This window comes from Gramella sp. AN32 (assembly GCF_023718305.1).
Classification (GTDB): Bacteria; Bacteroidota; Bacteroidia; order Flavobacteriales; family Flavobacteriaceae; genus Christiangramia; species Christiangramia antarctica.
In genome coordinates, this window is the sequence record NZ_QEYO01000026.1 from 17357 (window position 1) to 38511 (window position 21155).

General features: G+C 37.3%; 10 protein-coding genes and 1 CRISPR repeat array. Of the genes, 1 reads left to right on the plus strand and 9 read right to left on the minus strand.

Translation table 11 applies throughout. From position 1 onward, the window contains the following. Positions 1-12: 12 nt before the first annotated feature. The 3 genes from DHD80_RS19000 to DHD80_RS19005 all read right to left on the minus strand — a co-directional run bounded on the left by DHD80_RS19000 (position 13) and on the right by DHD80_RS19005 (position 6131). On the minus strand, positions 13-4416 hold the full coding sequence (locus DHD80_RS19000) for a CusA/CzcA family heavy metal efflux RND transporter (protein WP_251743051.1): 4404 nt from the start codon (positions 4414-4416) through the stop codon (positions 13-15). Between the two features lie 126 nt (positions 4417-4542). Beyond that, a complete protein-coding gene (locus DHD80_RS20030) occupies positions 4543-4854 on the minus strand; it encodes a DUF6660 family protein (protein ID WP_347709988.1) in 312 nt (103 codons plus the stop codon). A gap of 62 nt (positions 4855-4916) precedes the next feature. Then, the gene (locus DHD80_RS19005; RefSeq protein ID WP_251743052.1) at positions 4917-6131 is read right to left on the minus strand and encodes a site-specific integrase; all 1215 of its coding nucleotides are present in this window, start codon (positions 6129-6131) and stop codon (positions 4917-4919) included. A 550-nt stretch (positions 6132-6681) separates the two neighbouring features. Here DHD80_RS19005 and DHD80_RS19010 point away from each other — a divergent pair. After that, a complete protein-coding gene (locus DHD80_RS19010) occupies positions 6682-8244 on the plus strand; it encodes a calcineurin-like phosphoesterase family protein (RefSeq protein ID WP_251743053.1) in 1563 nt (520 codons plus the stop codon). Between the two features lie 7 nt (positions 8245-8251). On the opposite strand, the gene bglX is transcribed toward DHD80_RS19010, so the two are convergent. From bglX to DHD80_RS19040, 6 genes are all read right to left on the minus strand, one after another. After that, positions 8252-10555: a beta-glucosidase BglX gene (bglX, locus tag DHD80_RS19015; protein WP_251743054.1), complete on the minus strand. Its 2304-nt coding sequence runs from the start codon at positions 10553-10555 to the stop codon at positions 8252-8254. Beyond that, entirely contained in the window at positions 10548-12263 is a 1716-nt protein-coding gene (locus DHD80_RS19020; RefSeq protein ID WP_251743055.1) for a family 16 glycosylhydrolase, read from the minus strand. Before DHD80_RS19020 ends, bglX begins: the two co-directional genes overlap by 8 nt. A 169-nt stretch (positions 12264-12432) precedes the next feature. Then, entirely contained in the window at positions 12433-14037 is a 1605-nt protein-coding gene (locus DHD80_RS19025) for a RagB/SusD family nutrient uptake outer membrane protein (RefSeq protein ID WP_251743056.1), read from the minus strand. A 12-nt stretch (positions 14038-14049) separates the two neighbouring features. Beyond that, positions 14050-17109, minus strand: a complete 3060-nt coding sequence (locus DHD80_RS19030; protein ID WP_251743057.1) for a TonB-dependent receptor — start codon at positions 17107-17109, stop codon at positions 14050-14052. Positions 17110-17366: 257 nt separating this feature from the next. Next, a complete protein-coding gene (locus DHD80_RS19035) occupies positions 17367-17744 on the minus strand; it encodes a LuxR C-terminal-related transcriptional regulator (RefSeq protein WP_251743058.1) in 378 nt (125 codons plus the stop codon). Positions 17745-17914: 170 nt separating this feature from the next. Continuing rightward, positions 17915-20164: a two-component regulator propeller domain-containing protein gene (locus tag DHD80_RS19040; protein WP_251743059.1), complete on the minus strand. Its 2250-nt coding sequence runs from the start codon at positions 20162-20164 to the stop codon at positions 17915-17917. Between the two features lie 271 nt (positions 20165-20435). Continuing rightward, positions 20436-20941: a CRISPR direct-repeat array (repeat unit 47 nt; unit sequence GTTGTGAATTGCTTTCAGAATTGTACTTTGTACTTAGGATTCACAGG). The last annotated feature ends 214 nt before the right edge of the window (positions 20942-21155 follow it).

Genomic DNA, 21155 nt, shown 5'->3' on the forward strand with positions numbered 1-21155 from the left:
TCTTTTTTTAGATTATAGGTTACCCAGTTGGTATTGCAGCTCAATGAACTGCTGGTTAAATTGATTTATAAACTGTAAATGGGTTTGTTTTATCCTGATGGCGCTGTTGAGTATCGTGATATAGTTTACATAATCAATTTCACCTTCCCTGGAGGCCAGTTCTGCCGTAGTGATTTGTTCCTCGGCCAAAAGCAATGCTCCATCCTGATAGTAGTCAAGTGTTTTTTGGGTCTTTTCCAGCGATTTTATGAGCTGCGACACTGTGCTTTCGGTCCTTGCCTTTTGTTCCAGGAATTGATTTTCAGCTACCACTGCATCGGCCTTGGCGGCCTTTACCCTTGATTTCTGCGGAAAGAACCAAAGCGGTATGCTGACACCGGCCTGATAGGTATAGAATCCTGAGGCATTATCTACCTCTTGACGGCCATAGGTCAAATTGAACTTGGGTAGGAACTGTGCTTTTTCCACACCGATATTGGCTTTGCTTACTTCCGCATTCTGCATAGCATATTGAAGCAAAGGATTATTGGAAGCAGAAGCCGAATCCAAATTGGCCAAAAAATCTATCGGTTCATAGGGCTGACCAACCGTTTCTAATTCTTGGTCTATGCCCAAATACTGTTTCAATGCCCTTTTTGCAATTTCAATGTCATCATAGGCTTGCTGCCTTAAGACTTGGATCTGCTGATATTCTGAAGAGGCGGCAATAAATTCCAGCTTGCCCGTTTCCCCGGTATCATAGCGCAGTTCGGCAGCGGTCCTGAAATTGGCATAAACACTGTCCAACTGTTCCGCAAAACGCAATTGCGCCTTGTTATAATTGATGCGATCATAGGCCTGCATCACATTACGGATCAATTGTTGTTCGTTGACGGCATAGAATTTTTCGCCCAGTTCGACCCGTTCTTTGTAGAACCTGGATTTTGAAAAACCGGAAAGCAAATCAATATTTCCCTGTTGCACACCAATGGTGGTCTGTACACCGGGAAGGTCATTGCCCGCTTCTTCCTTCCCCGTAAAAATCTGGGTATTCCCCAAGTCGAAGCTGGTGCCTCTCATAGCCCGTTCCCGCTCAATGAATGCCTGGCTCTCCTTAAGGGAAGGATAATTTTCCTTGGCCAGGGCAATGGCTTCCTCCAATGTAATGGTCTGCGCGATTTCACTTTCCTGTGCATTCACTGTATTCGAAGTTAAAAACCCTCCCAGGCTTAAGAGCACGACGATAATCGATGTGCTTTTATTGACATAACTTGGGTCGTTTCCGTTGCCCTTACGTTCTTTGCGGGCTTCCAACCAATTATATAAAACAGGAATCACAACTAACGTAAGTAAGGTTGCGGTTAGCAAACCACCAATAACTACCGTTGCCAAAGGTCTTTGTACTTCTGCACCACCAGAGGTGGATACTGCCATAGGGATAAAGCCCATAATAGCAGCAGTTGCCGTTAAAAGGATAGGGCGCAACCTCTCGTGTGTCGCTTCATAGATCCGGTCTCTAATGTTTGTCATTCCACTTTCTTTGAGTTCATTGAATTTATTGATGAGGACGAGGCCATTTAATACGGCAACCCCAAAGAGCACGATAAAACCTACCCCCGCCGAGATACTGAAGGGCATGCCCCTTATCCATAGGGCGAACACACCGCCTATCGCCGCGAGCGGCACGGCCATATAGATCATGGTCGATTGCGAAAAGGAACCAAGGGCGAAGTACAGCAGGATAAAGATGAGTGCCAACGCAATGGGCACTACGATCATCAATCGGTCGGTCGCCCTTTGCAGGTTCTCAAAAGACCCTCCATAAGTCACATAATAACCTGGAGGGAGCTTCACTTGTTCATCCAGCTTAAGTTGGATCTCCTCTACCATAGATTTCACATCGCGTCCCCGTACATTGACACCCACGGAGATACGTCGATAGGTATTGTCCCGCGATATTTGCATAGGCCCTGGTTTGTAGCTAATATCCGCTACCTCTTTCAAAGGAACTTGATTACCGCTGGGCAGATCGATATATAGATTCTTTAGGCTATTAATATCCTGCCTGAATTCTTTGGCTAGACGGATGACCACGTCAAATCTTTTTTCGCCTTCAAAAATCACACTTGCGGTCTCCCCTGCAAAGGCAGCGCTCACATAATCATTAAGTTTGTCAATGGTTACCCCGTACTGTGCCATTTTTGCACGATTGTACACCACCGTCATTTGTGGCAAACCGCTTGTGGCTTCTACATTAAGGTCAGCCGCACCTGGCACGGTTCTGATTACGGCAGCGATCTCCTGTATCTTATCAGCTAGGACTTCAAGATCTTCCCCATATAATTTTATGGCAACATCTTCCCGCACACCTGTCAAAAGTTCGTTAAAGCGAAGTTCTACAGGTTGAGTAAAGACGTAATTAACACCAGGTATGACTCCAATTTTTTCTTGGATTTTTTCGATAAGACCCTCTTTGGTCTCCGCACTTTTCCATTTGCTCTTATCTTTTTCCAGTATGATATAACTATCCGCAATATCCATAGGCATCGGGTCGGTAGGTATTTCTGCAACTCCTATCCTTGAAACCATCGTTTTTACCTCTGGGAATTCTTTGATAATATTTTGAAGCTTCTTGGAAGCTTCGATAGATTCGGTAAGACTACTTCCCGGTTTAATAAGGGCTTGCATTGCAATATCGCCCTCATCGAATTTCGGGATAAATTCGCCACCCATATTGCTAAAAATAAATCCTGCGACTACCAACAATGCCACTGCACCCAAAACAATACCTGCTTTAAAGCGAAGTGCAAAAGACAATACGGGTCTATAGACCTTATTCAGCGCAGCAATGATTTTATCACTAAACCTATCTATTGCATTTTCAAATCTGGCAAACCAATGTTCCTGATTTTTAATCGGTTTTAAGAAAAGAGCTGAAATCATTGGCACATAGGTCAAACAAAGTATGATTGCCCCTAATACCGCAAAACCGAATGTAAATGCCATTGGGCGAAACATTTTTCCCTCAACTCCTGTCAAAAATAATATTGGCGTAAATACAATAAGTATGATCAATTGACCAAAGAATGCCGAATTCATCATCGTGCTTCCGGATTCATAAGCCATCTCATCCATCTCCGCCTGATCAACGACAGCTTTGGATTTTTTCATCCGCTGATGGATATGGAGCACCATACCTTCCACGATAATCACAGCGCCATCCACAATAATCCCAAAATCAATCGCTCCAAGGGACATCAGGTTCGCCCATACGCCAAATTGCTTCATAAGGATAAAGGCGAACAAAAGGGACAATGGAATAACTGATGCCGTAATCAAACCACCTCGTAAACTTCCCAATAGAAGGACCAATACAAATATTACAATCAAGGAGCCTTCGATAAGATTCTTTTCTACGGTACTTGTAGTCCTTCCAATAAGTTCGCTCCGGCTTAAAAAAGATTCAATGTAAAGACCTTCCGGAAGGGACTTTTGAATTTCGTCTATTCTAGTTTGTACATTTTCGATAACGTTGCTTGGACTTTCTCCTTTCAACATTAATATCTGTCCACCTACTGCTTCTTTACCGTCTTGGGTAAAGGCCCCGTAACGGACAGAATTGCCGTACCCTACTTTTTCTGCAACGTCTCGTATGAGAACAGGACTTCCATTTTGTGTGGTTACCACGGTATTCTCAAGATCTTCTATGCTACGTGCGAGTCCTTCCCCTCTAATAAAGTTGGCCTGATGGTTTTTTTCTATATAAGCTCCACCGGTATTTGCATTGTTCATCTTGAGGGCTTCGAAAACCTGCCCCATTGTTATCCCAAAACTTTTAAGCTTGTTGGGATTGATGGCCACCTCGTACTGCTTTACATAACCACCAGCGGCATTGACTTCTACCACCCCTGGCACCAAGGCCATTTGGCGTTTTACCAACCAATCCTGGATAGTACGAAGCTCCATTGGATCATATTGATCCTCATATCCCTCCTTAACTTTAATAGAATATTGATAAATTTCTCCTAAACCCGTTGTTATAGGAGCCATAAAAGGCGTGCCAAAACCTTCAGGTATTTCTGAGCTGACCTCGGTCAGTTTTTCCTGTACCAACTGTCTTGGTAAATAGGTTCCTATTTCATCCTCGAAAACGATGGTTACCACCGAAAGCCCAAATCGAGAAACGGAACGCAGTTCGATTACATCGGGAAGATTCGCCATTGCCAATTCTACGGGATAGGTGACAAATTGTTCTATATCTTCCGTCCCAAGATTAGGAGCAGTAGTTATTACTTGTACTTGATTGTTTGTGATGTCCGGGACTGAGCCCAAATTGATTGTGGCCATAGACCAAATACCGGTACCGATAAGAGCCACCATCAGAAGCCCAACAACAAATTTATTGTTGATGGAAAATGAAATGATTTTATTAATCATAGAAATTTTAGATTTAATTCAGTTAAACTTTTCGGGATAATTTTACGATGGCGTAAAATCATACGAAATGGGATTTAACCCTAGAAATGGGTTAAATACGGATATAGCTATCCGAAATAAACTGAATTAAACTCTTGGGGGCTGTAAAAGGGAATATGTAGTTTCTTGACCTATATTGTCGAAATGACCGAAGATTTCTGAAGAAACGAGTGGAGTTAAAGGTTCAAAACTTGAAGCACCAAAATCTATGGTGTGGACGTGACAGCAGTGACAAGTACAAAAAGGGGGGCATAGATCAAAAGCACTTTGATTATGGTCCGAATCCCCACTATGCGCCACTTCTGTCTGAAAATTATCCGCATATGTATTAATATCATCACAAGGTAGCGCATTGAGCGCTAGAATGTAAAATGACAATATGATAGCTAGAATTTTCACATTGCAAAGATAAGAAAAAAGGAATGCACAGGTTGTGCAAAGATTATTTACCTTTTCAAAAATCAAAAATTAATGACGCTATCCAAGGCATTATCTGCATCTCTATGCATAAAGTTAGATTGATAATTTATTGTGGTAGTAATCGAAGAATGTCTGTATAATTTTTGGAGCATATTAATTGGGATTTTATCTTCCGATATATTCCCAAATGTATGTCTTGCAATGTGCATCGTTACTTTTTTTGAAATTTTTGCTTTCTCAGCTACCGTAACTAAATATTTATTGAATTTCTTATTGGCTGTTTTCGTTTTAGCGTAAACATCTTTAGCATTTTTTAAATCGGCTTTTTTCATTTCAGGAAATATGAAGTCCTCATCGTTCTGCTTGTCATTTATGTAATCTTTCAAAATCGGAAAAACTTTATCTGGGATTTTTAAGGATAACAGTTTTGAATTCTTGTTCATTCGATAATGCAATCTGTTATCAAATATGTCGTTCCAACGAATTTTTAATACATCAGCTACACGGATGCCAGCGAAGTAAAAACTGAAAAGCCAGAGATTTCGGGCGTGAGTTTCGTGGTCGGTCAAATTTTCAACGGATTCAAGTTTTATGACCTCATTTTTGGTAAGGCCTATTTTTTCGGTTTCAGGGAACTTAATCCGTATTTTATCTGAACCGAATGGGTAAAGTTTTCTATCTACGATACCCAATTTAATGGCTCTGTTATAGATAGTTCTAATCACGATAAGATTATTTACTATCGACCTTTCTGTTAGGTTGTGTTTTTTACAGAGGTAGGTTTTAAATTTCTTTAAAAAATTTTCATCAATTTCTTGAAAGGTAAGCTGCTTTGATGTGGTAAATTTTAAAACGTGATTAATTCTTGCTTTATCTGTTGAAAGCCTAGACAGTTTTTCGTTTGCTTCTAAATCATCAAGAAAATCTTGTGCCACTTCGAAAAAAGTAACTGATTCGGAAGAAGCATAAAGTTTCTCTTTTATTTGATTGGCCGATATATCCTTTTTGCTCGACTGCAAATCAATTAGCATCTTATTCGCCTCAGACAGTTTAGTACTTAGCAAACCGTTTAACCTACCTGAGTAAGGGTGTGATTTTCTAACTCTAATATTTTTCCCATCCCAATCATTAGGATCAATATTATGACCTATATAATGATAATTTGAGCGACGGTTTTTTGTAATACGAATACAAAGAGGACAATGCCCTTCTTTATTAGGCTTTTTCCGAAGTACTATTTTTGCATTTGATGACATATCTTAAATATTGAGAATATAAAGATAATCATTTTTGGTACAACATAGGTACAACAAATTATGATTTTAAACGATATCAATTGACATTATATAAAATTATATATGTGTTAATCAGTTGATTATAATATAGGTTATGGGAATTTGGTGGTAAATACGCTGGATTCAAAATCCAGTTTCTTCGGAAGTATGGGTTCGATTCCCATCTCGAGTACTAAAGGGTTTAGATTAATTTCTAAACCCTTTTTTATTTTTTAGAAACAAAATTGGTATAATATTTTAATGTTTTGAAAAAAATATGTTCCTAAAATCAAATTGTTTAGCATACCTATTAATTTGCAATTAAAATAACAAACATCACTAAATCAATACCTTAATTATTCCTTAGAGGACTTCTTATTGAATATTATAAAAGTAGTGTAGAATAGAATTACAAAATTAATTATATAAGTTTAGCCCCAGAAAAATTTTATAACATTCATACTTTAAGCCTTTTATTATTCTTGTAAATTAGACAGAGATATTTAGAAAAAAATCGAAAATATTCTTAGGTATGAAAATCATTTTAACTTTAATTCTTCTTGTTTCACTCCCAAATCTACTCTTATCCCAAAACAAGAAGATTCACGGTTTCGTTTATTTAGATGAAAATAAAAATGAAGTATTTGACAAGGGAGAAACGACTATTCCGAATGTCGCCATTTCGAATGGGCGCGATGTAGTTCAGACGGATGATAAAGGTAGGTATAATCTAAAAGTTGATAATGATGAAACCGTATTTCTAATTAAACCTTCAGGGTATATCTCCAAACTTTCTGAAGATGATGTGCCTTTAAACTACACGTTCAACAAACCAAAAGGCTCCCCAGATTTTAAATTTCCAGGCGTAAAACCACAAGAAATACCTAAACCCTACAATTTTGCTCTATACAGGAACGAAGGTGAAGATACCCTGAAAATTGCTCTTTTGGGAGATACCCAGACCAAAACCATAGATGAAGTTTATTACTTAAGCAAAGTGGTTGCCGAGAAAATGCTTGGTGAAGAATATGATTTTATCGTACCCCTTGGTGATATTACTTATGATAATCTTCGATTATTTGATCCCATAAAGAGAATACTTGGTAAAGTTGGAGCACCAGTTTATTATGTATATGGAAATCACGATAGGAATTATGATGCGAAGGAATTAGAGCATCGTGATGAGACTTATGAATCTAATTTTGGGCCCTCATATTATGCTTTTACATACGGAAATCAAAGTTTCATTACACTCAACAATGTGTTTCCAAAACCTTATTACCGATATGATGCCTTAATTGATGAAGACCAGATGGAATTTGTAAAGGGATTTTTAAAGACTATTCCTTCAGAAAATGCTGTGCATTTACTAATGCATATTCCGTTAGAAGAATTAATCAACCTAAAAGAATTTTCCCTATTATTTAAAGGTCACCCTAATGTTTTTGCATACGCGGGCCATACCCACACCCAATTTTTTAAAACTATCGATAAAGAAGATGGTTGGATTTCAAACGGACCAGTGGAAGAGTTAGTGGCTGGTGCAGTCTGCGGATCATGGTGGCATGGAGAGAAGGATATGTTTGGTGTTCCTCAGGCGATGATGGCAGATGGAACCCCAAAAGGTTTTTGGGTGATGAATTTAGAGAACCATAAAAAGACTTATAAATATGAGGTTTCTGAACCGGACAATCGCCAAATGCATATTTGGACGCCTTTCGATTTTGAAAGAGAACTTATAGAAATTGATAGCCAGGATATTATCGCCAATATTTACGCTGGTAATAAAGATACCAAAGTACAAGTGAAAATAGGTGAGGGGGAATGGCAAGACATGATATATTCTGAAGATCTTGACCCTTATTTTTTAAGATTAAATAAGCTTCAAATAATGGAAATCACTCCTACCGAAAATAGTGTTAAGCTTGGAAAACCAAAGGTAAGTGAACATTTATGGAAATTCCCAATCCCAGAAAATCTGGAGCCGGGAATTTACACAGTAAGTGTTCGGGCTTCAAACAAATATGGTTTGGATGCAACTGCACATACCATGTTATTTCATATAGATAATTCGGAATACTTTATAGATAAATAGAAATTTCCTAGTTGACCTGAAATTTAGCTCCTAATTTAATTTGGGAATCTCCCCCAATACCTAATTGGAAGTTTCCAGGCTCTACATCCCAGATCTTATCTACAGTATAAAATTCTAGCTGATCTTTAGTGATTTCAAAAGAAACGGTTTTTGTCTCTCCTTTTTTAATCATTAACTTTTTAAATCCTTTTAGTTCTTTTACAGGTCTGGTAAGACTACCAATAAGATCTCTAATATAAAGTTGAACAACTTCCTCACCATCTTTATCTCCTATATTAGTAACTTCTATAGACGCGAGGATTTTACCATTCTTGGTCATGGTAGTATCACTTAGCTTAAGCTTGTCGTATTTAAAAGAGGTGTAACTTAAGCCAAATCCAAATGGATATAAGGCGGTTTTCTCAGAATCTGTATAGCCTGAAAATGTTACAGTATTTTGACTATAAGGCCTGCCAGTGTTTTTCTGATTATAAAATAAAGGTTCTTGGCCAACACTCCTTGGAAAAGAAATAGGTAGCTTTCCTGAGGGATTGTATTTCCCAAAAAGAACATCTGCAATAGCATTTCCAGCTTGGGATCCCAAGTGCCATGTTTCCAGAATAGTAGAAATATTTTCTGATTCCCAGCTAAGATCTAAAGGCCTACCATTCATTAAAACCAGCACGGTATTAGGATTCGCTTTACGCACTTTTTTTAGAAAATCTTTCTGAAGCTTATTGATTTGAATATCTACCTGACTTCTTCCTTCCCCTGTCTGATATGCGTTTTCTCCCATTACCACAATTACAACATCGGCGTGTGATGCAATTTTCAGCGCATCTGCCGTTCCGGAAGTGTCGCTTTCGTTGAATTTTAAAGGCCATAAAAATTGTCTCTTCCCTTCCTCTAATTCATCTATAACAAATGCAGGGCCTTGGGCAAACGTTATGTTCTCAGGAGCAATGGCATTTTTAATTCCTTCCAGTAATGAAACAGCCGATTTTCTTTCTGCTTTTGCTCGCCAGTTACCAAGTGGCGTATCTTTATCATCGGCCAGATCACCAATAATCGCAATTTTTTGATTCGGTTTTAAGGGTAATAATGATGAATTGTTGTTCAGGATAGTATCGTTTTTTAATAATACTATAGATTTTCTGCCAGCTTCACGGGCAATTTCCTGATGTGCTGCTGTATAGATTTCCGATTCTTCCCTATCTAGATTAGAATATTTATAAGGATCTTTGAATAAGCCTAATTTCATCTTTAATCGTAGCACTCTCTTCACAGCATCATCAACAAGGTCCATGGAAACTTTATTTTCTTCAACCAGGTTTTTTAGTCCAATTTCATAAGCGCTGGATTCCATATCCATATCACTTCCGCCTTTTATTGCTAATTCCCCTGCATGTGTCTTATCGCGAGCATAACCGTGGGCGATCATTTCTCCAATAGAACCCCAATCAGAGACCATCAAACCTTCCCAATTCCAACCATCTTTCAAAACATCTCTTTGCAGGTATTTATGGGCGGTTGCAGGAATTCCGTCAATTTCATTAAAAGCATTCATAAAAGTAGCCACATTCGCATCTGCCGCAGCTTTAAAGGGTGGAAGAATGCTATTATGCAGTTCATAAACTCCTATATCTACGCTATTATAATCTTTGCCTGCTTCAGCAAAACCATAGCCTGCAAAATGTTTGGCACAAGCAGCAATCGTGTGGGATGCCGAAAGATCGTCTCCCTGAAAACCTTTTATTCGTGCAACTCCCACTACGCTATTGTAATAAGGATCTTCCCCGGCGCCTTCCATAACTCTTCCCCAACGTGCATCTCTTGATACGTCTATCATAGGAGCAAATGTCCAATGGATTCCTGCCGCAGAAGCTTCTTTTGCAGCAATTGATGCAGATTTCTCCATGAGTTCCAAATCCCAACTGGCACTCTCACCCAAAGGGATAGGGAAAATTGTTTTATAACCGTGAATTACATCATATCCAAAAACAAGTGGAATTTTTAGCCGGGTATGCTCCATCACCGCTTTTTGAGCTTCTCGAGTTGCCTCTGCAGAAGTCACATTAAGCATAGCTCCAATCTTCCCGTTTTTTAATTTTTCAAATTTATCTTTAGCGCTAACAGTACCAGGTGGTCCTGTAAGATCCCAACTACCATTATACATAGTCATTTGTCCTATTTTTTCCTCCAAAGTCATCAACTTTAAAATTGAATCAATTTCCTTTTCAATTTTATGATCATTTTTAGAAGAGTTTTGAGCTTGTATGCTATACCCTATCAGTATAATTAGACAGATGAAAACTGAATTTATTTTATTCATTAGAGGTGTCTTTTAAATTGAATTCAACATAAACCGGCAAATGATCTGATGGATACTTTAAATCTTTAGAATCGCTTAGCACCCCATATTTTTCAACTGAAAGTCCGAAGCCTTTGCCAAACATGATATAGTCTATCCTTCTATCTACAGGTTCTGAAAATTGAAATCCATTGAAAGTTCCATTAGGTCCAAAAACCACTTTCTTACTCATCATTTTAGAGTCTTGAGTGAACTGTTCAAACTTTTGTATAACCTCATCATTTGGCTCTACATTAAAATCACCTGTGATTATGAACGGATACTTTTTAATATTCAATTCTGCGATTTTTTGGGTGATTAGATCGACAGATTGTAGTCTGGCTTCCTGCCCTTTGTTGTCCAAATGAGTATTAAAAACCCAGAATTTTTCTTTTGTTTTAGAATTTTGGAACAATCCATAAGTGCATATTCTGATGTATGCAGAGTTCCAACCTTTCGAAACTTTTTCAGGAGTGTCAGACAGCCAGAAAGTGCCATTTTCCAGAACTTTTAATTTGTCTGAATTATAGAAAATCGCTGAATATTCTCCTTTGTTTCCTCCATCCCTGCCTTCTCCAATAAATTTATAATGATCCAGATTCTCGTTTAGAAAATTAATTTGATGCGGAAGCCCTTCCTGAGTTCCCAAAATATCAGGTTCGTAGAATTTTACCTGGTTTAGTAAAAAGTCTTTTCTGTTAGGCCATGCATTTTCACCATCAGACTTTACATCCAGACGAATATTATAGGTCATCACCGAATATTGTTGAGGTTGCTTTTTATAAACACGAACATAATCTATCAGCATTTTTTGGGGAAATACAGTCTCATCGATACCTTTTCTACCTCCCAGCATTCCGCCAACAGCAATGTTTAGTTTTAAATGAAATTTTTGATCAAATGGCCATTCATCGGTAGTTTTATGACGGTTTTCAAAGGTATTGTACACTTGGCCATCCATTATAAAATCAATCTTATTGGGTGTCCAGTCAATGGCAAAAACATGAAAAGAATCGTATGGATCTTTAATAAATATTTTTTTACCCTGCTGGGTTCCCTTCATGTGGTTAAAGGTCTTGGTGTGTACGGTACCAAATATGGAATCTGCCTGATAGCCCACATGTTCCATGATGTCTATCTCACCAGTTTCTGGCCAGCCAATTTCCTTCCAGTTTTCACCTAACATCCAGATGGCGGGCCACAAGCCCTTTCCTTTAGGTAACTTTGCTTTGATTTCAATTCTGCCATATCTCCATTCCCCTTTATCCTTACTGGTAAGACTGGCAGATGAATAATCTGCGTAACGCCATTTTTCCTGCCACCTTTTAGTGGTATCACTTTCAAAATTTGTATTTGGAACGGAGTCTTTATGAGCTTCCAAAATTAAAAAACCATCTTCCACACGTACATTTTTTTTATTCGCAGTGTAATACTGTTTTTCACGATTGCGTTTAAAACCTTCTTCAGTGCTCCATTTCTCCGCATCAGGTTTACCCGTGTAATCAAATTCATCGTTCCATACTAATTGCATTCCTTCATATGCAGTAGTATTAGACATATTACAGACCTCTTTATTACAACATTTTTTGGTTTTACTGGAAATGGAATCTGTTTTAGAGCTTACAGGTAAATCCTGAGTATATCCAGAGAATGAGAACAATATGATGACAAAAAAAAATATTTTATTCATCTGTTTATATTTATTTGTTTTTAATCGGCCTGATACCTTTGAAGTTTGAGACGCCAATAATCGTTTCCGATGATGCCGAATTTGGTTATAGCTTATTTCAGAAGATATTTTTAAAATTATCAGGGATCCGGTAGTAGGGATGGACCCCCGATAACAACTAAAACTAAAATTAATAACCTGGGTTTTGCGGATAGCTAGGCCCTAATAAATCTAAATCGATTTGAGCAATTGGGAAATTTATATAATGGGGCCTCCAGTTTTCTCTTGGGTCCCTCTCCGCACCAAAATTATTGGGAAAGAATTCCCCATCACCAGCATAATTAGTGATTTGGCGATTTATAACGTCTTGTCCCATCCTTTTTAAAGTAAACCAACGTTGCCCTTCAAAAGCCAGTTCGCGGGCACGTTCATCTAAAATTGCCTGTTCATCCACACTGGTCAATTCAGCTGCTCCAGCTCTGGTTCTTATGGCATTTATATATGGTAAAGGATCTCCCGACGACCTCATAATGGCTTCTGCAGCAATTAAATAAGTTTCTGCCAACCTGTATACCATAATATTGCTTCTTTGCAGATAGGAATCTGGATTATCATCTTTCTGGGCAAATTTTAAATTAGAAGGATGAAGCCTTTGATAATACCTTTCGACCTCAACTCCCTCAGGATTTTCATCTGAAATAGGCTTATAAATATTAATTTTTTTACCAATACTGTCTCCAGACGTATAGAAATATTCTAATCTAAAATAGGTATTATCATCCCTGGTATCCATTGAATCTTCGGCAATCAAATTCAACAAATAACGGTTGGGCAGTATTCTTGAAAAACCTCTCCCGCCTTGCTCCACATTTGCCTCGATGCCCGGTATTTGAAAATATTGGGTAATGTAATTAGCATTTAGCATGGTAAAATCCCCACCTCCCAATAGATCATCCTGGGATTGCACAACAAATAATTGTTCCGCATTATTTCTATCTCCCGCAAATACTTCAGCAGTAGTGGGCATTAAGCTGTGTGGCCCTTCTTCAATAAGCGAAATTGCCTGTGACTTTGCTTCTTCCCAATTGCCCTGCCACATAGCTACTTTTGCTTTTACATGTTTTGCTGTACCCTTGGTCACACGGCCAAATTGGTCGTTCCACTCTAAATTATCTATAGCAAACTGAAGGTCACTATTCAATAGTGCAAATATTTCTTCTTGCGATGAAGGATTATTTATGACATCAAAAGCATTATCCACAGTTACAGATTCTGTGGTGACGTAAATATTATTATACATTCTGTATAAATAGAAGTATGAATTTGCCCTAAAGAATTTAGCCTCAGCTATTACTTTATTTCTTACATCCTCATTAATATCCTGTATAGTTTCCGCTGCATTGATAATATCTGTTGCCCTATTGGCAATGTTATAAAAATGCTTCCAGAATAATGCGGACCCAAAATTGGCTCCCTGGTCCACAGGTGATACAAATCTTTGATATCTCCCAATCAAACCAAGATATCCAGACCTGTTAAATGCCAGATCGCTGCGTGATGGTATCAGCACCCCACCCATAAAATCTTCGATGCGTCTATCATAACGGTCCCTATTGAATTTGTACAGGCTTACTACCCCCGATTTTAGCCCTTCTTCAGTAGTATATATATAATTTGAATCAATTAATGTGCTTGGTTGTTCTTCCAAATAATCTTCGCAAGAGGTTACAAAAAAGAACATAATGACAAGTAATGGGATTGTTTTTAATTTTCTATAAACATTTTTCGTATTCATGATATTTTTCTTTTATAGTTTAACTTTCACTCCAAACGTAAAACTTCCTGCGTCTGGATAACCGGTGTCGGCATTAGAAAAAGTATTCCTAATATTTACTTCGGGGCTGTATCCTATATAATCCGTATTGGTAAATACATTTGTTGCTGTGGCATAGAACCTTATTTGATCGATGCTGAGATTAGAAAATATACCTTCAGGCAGTGTGTATCCAAGGCTTAGTGTTCTTAACCTAACATAAGAGGCATCCTTAATAGCAAGTGAATTTAGGTATTGAGGTGCCGTATCAAAATTAGGCCTTGGAAATGTTGTTGAAGGATTTTCCGGGGTATAATATGGTACCTTCACGCCATTTAATTTACTTGAAAGTGTACCCCCGTTATTAAAATCTGATAGGAAGGGATTTCTTTTGGTTGCTCCCTCCACCGCGTAAAAGTCAACAAACAAGTCAAAACCTTTGTAAGCAATGTTGGTTGAGAGTGATCCAAACCAATCTGGATTAGGATCTATAAAAACCCGATCTTCCGGGGTTATTTTACCATCTGGAACACCCGTAACATTTCCATTCGCGTCCACGCCATTCACATCTTTAATCCTAATATCCCCCGGCCGTAGGTTTTCCTGGCTCAGTGTTGACTCCGGATTTGCCTGAGGCGCATTTTCGAAATCATCGCCTTCCTGGAATATGCCATCAAATTGGTAGTTATAAAGTACACCTATGGGCTGGCCCACATAATAATTAAAGGTATCATCACCAAGAATAGGATCCCCATTCCCATCATTATAAAGCTCTAATAATTCATTTTGATTATTGGACCAATTTGTGGAGACAGACCATCTAAAGTCTTCTGTATCTATTAGGTTAGCTGTCAAACCCAATTCAATACCTGTGTTTTGCAATTCACCAGCATTAAAATAAGTGAATTGGTATCCCGTGATAGACGGAACACCTCTTCTTAATAGTAAATCTGTTGTTCTTGCATCATAATAATTAAAACTACCTACCAACAATCGATTAAACAAAGAGAAGTCCAAACCTAGGTTGAAGGTGGTGATCCTCTCGAATTTTAAATTTGTGTTTGGTAAAATTACTGAAGGAGAATATCCTGAAACAGATTCCCCATCAAAAATATAATTCTGACCATCTGCTGTAAACAGAGATGTATAAGCCCTTCCTAAACTGTTCACCAAAGCACCATAACTGGCCCTTAGTTTTAATTCCCTAACGACATCTACATCTTCCATAAATTTTTCATTATGTATTTTCCATGCGATGGAAGCAGCCGGGTTGAAACTCCATTTATTATCCTCAGAATTAACTGAACCCCCATCTGCTCTCGCAGTTGCAGTAAAAAGATATTTGTCCATTAAATTGTAACGAGCTCTAGCCATAAAAGAAGCTAATCTTACTTTATTTTTATCCCGTTCCACGATTACATTACCAATTGCATTGGTAATTCCGTCATATCCTAAACTCTCATTGGTAAAGCCATCAGCCTGGGTAAAAGTTCTGCTGAACTGCTCTTCCTGGGCAGCTTGTACCAAAGTTAGGTTCAGGTTATGCTTCGGATTGATCTCCTTATCATAGGTTAGAATATTTTCAATTAAGTATGATTCCCGTAATTGATTATCTATTCTGGCAATTCCGTTTACATCGTCACCCGCTGAGCTTAAAGAGGATTGATATTGACCCCTCTCTGAGGTTCTTCTAGTCATGTTTGCTTTCAATTGATATTGCAAATCGTTTGTTATCTGCCAAATAGGGGTAATATTAATAACATAATCATTACCCTTTTCATCATTATCCTGCTCGCGAAGATTGAATATCGGATTTACCGGGGAGGATTCTTCCCCACTAGGAAATCGTGTGATATTTCCATCATCATCGTAAGCCCTACCTAAAGGGGAAAAGGTTATCACATTTACATTTGCAGCCCTTTCCGTATCGTCATTCAATAGGTTTAAATCAAAGTTTACCGAAAATTTATCACTTATTCTTTGATCTACATTTAAACGGAAGGTTTTACGGGTATAGTTTGATGTTGGTATAATGCCTTCTTCCTTAAAGTAATTGATACTTCCAAATACTTTTGTTTGCTCGGTACCCCCGCTCACACTAATGGCCTGGCTGTTTACCGAACCGTTACTTACCAATTCATCTTCCCAATCCACAAATTCGTTGTTGGCAATGGATTGCAATTCAATTTCTGAAAAAATATCCGTATCGGGTGAATACGTATCATCTGCATTGGTTGACCTTACAGCTTCCCTGCGCAATTGTGCAAATTCTTGTCCATTATATACATCGAAATTTCTTTCAATGGATTTGGTGGTTACATAACCATGATAATTTACACTTATCTTTCCAGCTTTTCCTCTCTTAGTAGTAATCAGAACAACCCCATTAGCCCCCCTGGAGCCATAAATAGCCTGAGCCGAGGCATCCTTGAGGAATTCAATGGATTCAATATCATCAGAATCGATATCTTCAATACCTCCGTCTCTAATAATTCCATCTACCACGTATATTGCACTCACACTGCCCTCTATTGAACTACGCCCCCTAAATATAATTTCAGACGTACCACCTGGCCTTAACGTTCCGCCGCCAACATCTACTTGTAAACCTGCAATCCTACCTCTCAGCATTTCATTAACATCTGATGTAGGTGTTAATGTCGCCTTCTCTAAGTCCGCAGTGGCCACGGCATTTACTAAATCACTTTTTCTCTGTGTTCCATATCCCACAACCACTACTTCATCCAACTGACTTTCATCACTGGCCAATGTTATAGTCATAAAATCTGAACTAATTTCTTTTTCCAGGGTCTTAAAACCTAAAAAGGAAATTACTAGGGTTTCGGCATCTTCTGCAACGGTCAAACTAAAATTACCGTCAAAGTCCGTGATTACACCAGTAGAAGTATTCTTCACGGATACTGTTGCTCCGGGCAGCGGAATTCCAGATTCATCTACAACCTTTCCTGTAACTTCAGTCTGGGCATAAATAACACCTGAGACCAGGACCATACATACTATTATAGTATGTCTTAATTTTTCTGTTAATCTCATAAACATCGATTTAGTTGATTTTTTCAAACTTATGTTCAAATGGGTAGACCAAATTGAACTAAAAGTTATAGAATGTTAAACTAAACCTAAATAATGAGGAATACACAAAATTTATAACTACAAAAAACATACAATTCAAAAGAAATATTGGAATTCTAAGAATACTCTAATATTCCAGCGCAATCGATATCGGATTAAATTCTTTTGTAGGGTATGCTTTTTAGAATTGTAGCGGAATTGTAGTGGTTAAATTAACATTAAATCGAGAGGACATAGTCGGTTAAATTCATCTCATGGGACAAATCCAGCTTTTTTCGAAGTCTATATCTTCTAACCTCGACACTTTTAGGTGAAATATTTAGTAGTGGTGCAATCTCCTTAGAAGATAAATTCAATCTAAGATATGCACAAAATTTCAGGTCATTATTATTAAGTTCTGGATGCTTTTCTTTTACTCGGGCAAAAAAGTCATTATCAGCCTGATTAAAAGCATTCTCAAATAATTTCCAGTCTTCTTTACTATTTAAATTATTATTAATTAATTTGAAAACCGCATTATCAGAACTTAAAGAAGTATTCTTCTTTAATTCTTTCTTGATATTCCTAAGAACCTCATTTCTTTTAACAATACTCATTGTTGAAATAGCCAGCTCCCTATTTTTACCTTCAATTTCCTGATTAAGTTTTTCATTCCGAAGTTTGAAAACCTCTTTTTGATTTTGAATATTATTTAATTCAATCTCATTCTGTTTCTTTTGGAGAGCCTTCTCATGCCGGTTTCTATAAAAGCGCCTGTAGGATTTGTTTACAAAATATGCAATAAGTTGGCTATAAGAATATAGCAAAGGAGCGCGAAATTGGAGAGGTAAAAAGGGCGTTTAATAGTGAAGGCAAATTGTTCTGTATTACTAGAAAGTTTTTCACCTATTTTTGATCTAACTTCAAAAGTGTAATCGCCGAATGGAAGCTTTTCAAAAGACACTGATGGGGAATTTTCCCAGGCACTCCAATCGTCTCTCATTCCTTTTAACCTATGTTGGTAGGATGTAATTTCATATTTATGGTAGTTAGGAACGCTATATCTAAATCGCAGCGAGCGTTTATTATAGGGAAATTCCAAATTCCCTTCTTTATTAACCAAATTAAATTTATCATCTGTTCCACCAATTAGAACACTATTTAAAAAAATCTTATGTTCGGCATCGTTAAGTTTTTTTAGATCCAGGAGCAGGTAATTATTAGTACCTCCAATAAAATATTTATCATCTCCTATCCCAAAAATATTTTCAAAACTAACCGTAGTCTTCCTTGATTCTAAATTAAGTGGGATTGATTTAGTATTTATTTCACCATATACAGGGCTTTGCTCAGTAAAAACGATGCTTTCTTTAGAAAAAGTCCATAACCTTTTACTAGAATCTTCAATCATTTTACCTGATAAAAACTGGTTAGAAAGAGCAATTTTGTTGAGAATTGAATCCTTGCTTATTGTTCCGGCTTTAGTATCGATTTTAAAAATTCCATCTTTGGTGTAGTAAAGTAAATCTGAATTGTACTTTAAAATTCCTGAATTCTCTCCTTTTGGTATTTTCGAAGATAATTCTGTTCTAATTATCTTCTGAAAATCAGGATCTACCTCTAATTTAAAGATCCCTTTATATTCGTGATTCACCCAAATTTCATTACCATTCATAATTTCAAAAAACCGGGAGGAATATTTAAATCCTTCGATCTCATTGCGTAATCGCCAGGTATCATTTAGCTTTTCCAGAATACTTAATCCATGATAGTTTCCAGTCAAAATTTTATTTGGATGTTCCGGAATTAGCTTGAAATCCCATGCTCCCTGAACATTGCTTATTAAAGTTGCGGAGTCATCATTTATTAAAAAAGTACCCTCGGTATGCCCACACAGCAAATCACCGTAAAGAGTTTTTAAAGCCCACACCTGACCTTTTGTACCTGCTACCAACCTTGGGTTTGATTCTGCATTTAGTTTCTTTAGAAACAATCCCTGATTAGTTCCAAGATAAAGATTTCCATTTTTAATTGCGGAAGCATAAATGGTTCCCAATTTTCCGGAACTATCAAAATATTCCGTGATGTACGAATTCATATTTAGACAATCAATACCGTTATCAAGCCCCGCCCATACATTGTTATTAGAATCTTCAAAAAGACTGAGGACGGTATTATTTCCGAGGCTGTTGGATTTATCTATTTGATATTTTAGGTTTCCGGTGCTATCCAGAACAATAATGCCATTTGAAATCGTCCCCAAAACCAGACTACCATTTCTCAATTGGATCCCGCCAAAAATCTGATATTGACTTATAATTTCCTTGGCAGGAAAATCCCACTGTTCAACTTTTGAATTTTTTAAAATAAATATTCCCTTTTTTCTGGTTAAAAAAAGAAGATTTTTATTATCGGTTTCAAAAATGCTTAGAACCAGTCTAACGTCAAACTCGTTTCCCAGTTGGGTAATCAATTCTTCTTCCCCGTTTCTCAGCAAATAAACGCTTCTGTCCTTTTTTTGAAGATATAATCGATCGCTAACGTTGAAAATCCTGTAATAATTATCAACATCTGTATTGAAAGTAATTTTTCCTGTATCAGGATTATAGAAATAAATTCTGTTGTAAGATTGAAATATAATCCATTCGTCAATCTGTTTTATATTCCAAATATTTTCATCCTCAAACATTTCCGACGGAAGGCTATCAGACAGAGAAGAATATTTTAAAACTCCCAAATTATTTCTCTTCCAAAAACCAAATTCACGATGATACCCGGCATAGATTAACCCATCAAAAGCTAAAACCGAACGCATTATCGAAAAATTGGGACTTTTGTATAAACTCCATCTGGCTCCATTAAATTCTAAAAGGCCATCATTGTTGGCGATATAGATGAAGCCATTCTCATCCTGAGATATTCCCCAGTTTTGGTTTTCACCATTATACTCAGAAGGCTGGAAATTGATTATTGGAGGATGTTCCTGTGAAAATAATTGATGGCTTAAAATGAAATAAAGCACCATTAATGAATACACAATTATTTTTCTGAATGGACCCATACAATAATCTACATTTTTCGATATGAAATTTGAAATTAAACCAAATAAAAGAATATAAAATTAAGAAGTAATTTTTATAAAGGAAAAATCTATATGTATATCCGTTTTCTGCCCTAAAAGAATGCAATCCTTTAGAAAATTTGGATTGTATAACCGACATTCAATTGATGATCAAATAAGGACAGGTTGTTAGCATTTTGGATAAAAAGCCAGGCGACAGATTCTAAAACGTCCAAAGCAAATCTAGGTTGTGAATTGCTTTCAGAATTGTACTTTGTACTTAGGATTCACAGGCAATGTGCTTAATATCATAACCTCCGTTTTGTTGTGAATTGCTTTCAGAATTGTACTTTGTACTTAGGATTCACAGGGGTTGTTTTGATTTGAAAAGGCCGCTAAAGTTGTGAATTGCTTTCAGAATTGTACTTTGTACTTAGGATTCACAGGGCCGTGAACTTCCTTATATTCGAGGATCTGTTGTGAATTGCTTTCAGAATTGTACTTTGTACTTAGGATTCACAGGATAATCTGATTTGCTCCTGTGGTGGGTGCGGTTGTGAATTGCTTTCAGAATTGTACTTTGTACTTAGGATTCACAGGTGTAACGGTTATGCCGGCTCGTTATTGCCTGTTGTGAATTGCTTTCAGAATTGTACTTTGTACTTAGGATTCACAGGCGCATTAGCTCCATATGAAAGATCATCGTGTTGTGAATTGCTTTCAGAATTGTACTTTGTACTTAGGATTCACAGGATTGAAGATTTTAGGTTATTCACCTTCACCGTTGTGAATTGCTTTCAGAATTGTACTTTGTACTTAGGATTCACAGGGCTATACACATTGTTGAACTAAACCTAAAGGTAGCTTCAAGCAATCATTAGATCACTATTCACTACCTTTAAGTAGGTATTAACATAAGATTGAAAGTTATGAAAAAAAAGTAGTACCCTCATTGAGAGGGCCTGTA

Excerpts from the sequence above, each read along its gene's own strand:
- DHD80_RS19000 (WP_251743051.1), bottom strand. The coding sequence starts at position 4,416 with ATGATTAATAAAATCATTTCATTTTCCATCAACAATAAATTTGTTGTT.
- DHD80_RS19005 (WP_251743052.1), bottom strand. The coding sequence starts at position 6,131 with ATGTCATCAAATGCAAAAATAGTACTTCGGAAAAAGCCTAATAAAGAA.
- DHD80_RS19010 (WP_251743053.1), top strand. The coding sequence starts at position 6,682 with ATGAAAATCATTTTAACTTTAATTCTTCTTGTTTCACTCCCAAATCTA.
- bglX (WP_251743054.1), bottom strand. The coding sequence starts at position 10,555 with ATGAATAAAATAAATTCAGTTTTCATCTGTCTAATTATACTGATAGGG.
- DHD80_RS19020 (WP_251743055.1), bottom strand. The coding sequence starts at position 12,263 with ATGAATAAAATATTTTTTTTTGTCATCATATTGTTCTCATTCTCTGGA.
- DHD80_RS19025 (WP_251743056.1), bottom strand. The coding sequence starts at position 14,037 with ATGAATACGAAAAATGTTTATAGAAAATTAAAAACAATCCCATTACTT.
- DHD80_RS19030 (WP_251743057.1), bottom strand. The coding sequence starts at position 17,109 with ATGAGATTAACAGAAAAATTAAGACATACTATAATAGTATGTATGGTC.
- DHD80_RS19035 (WP_251743058.1), bottom strand. The coding sequence starts at position 17,744 with ATGAGTATTGTTAAAAGAAATGAGGTTCTTAGGAATATCAAGAAAGAA.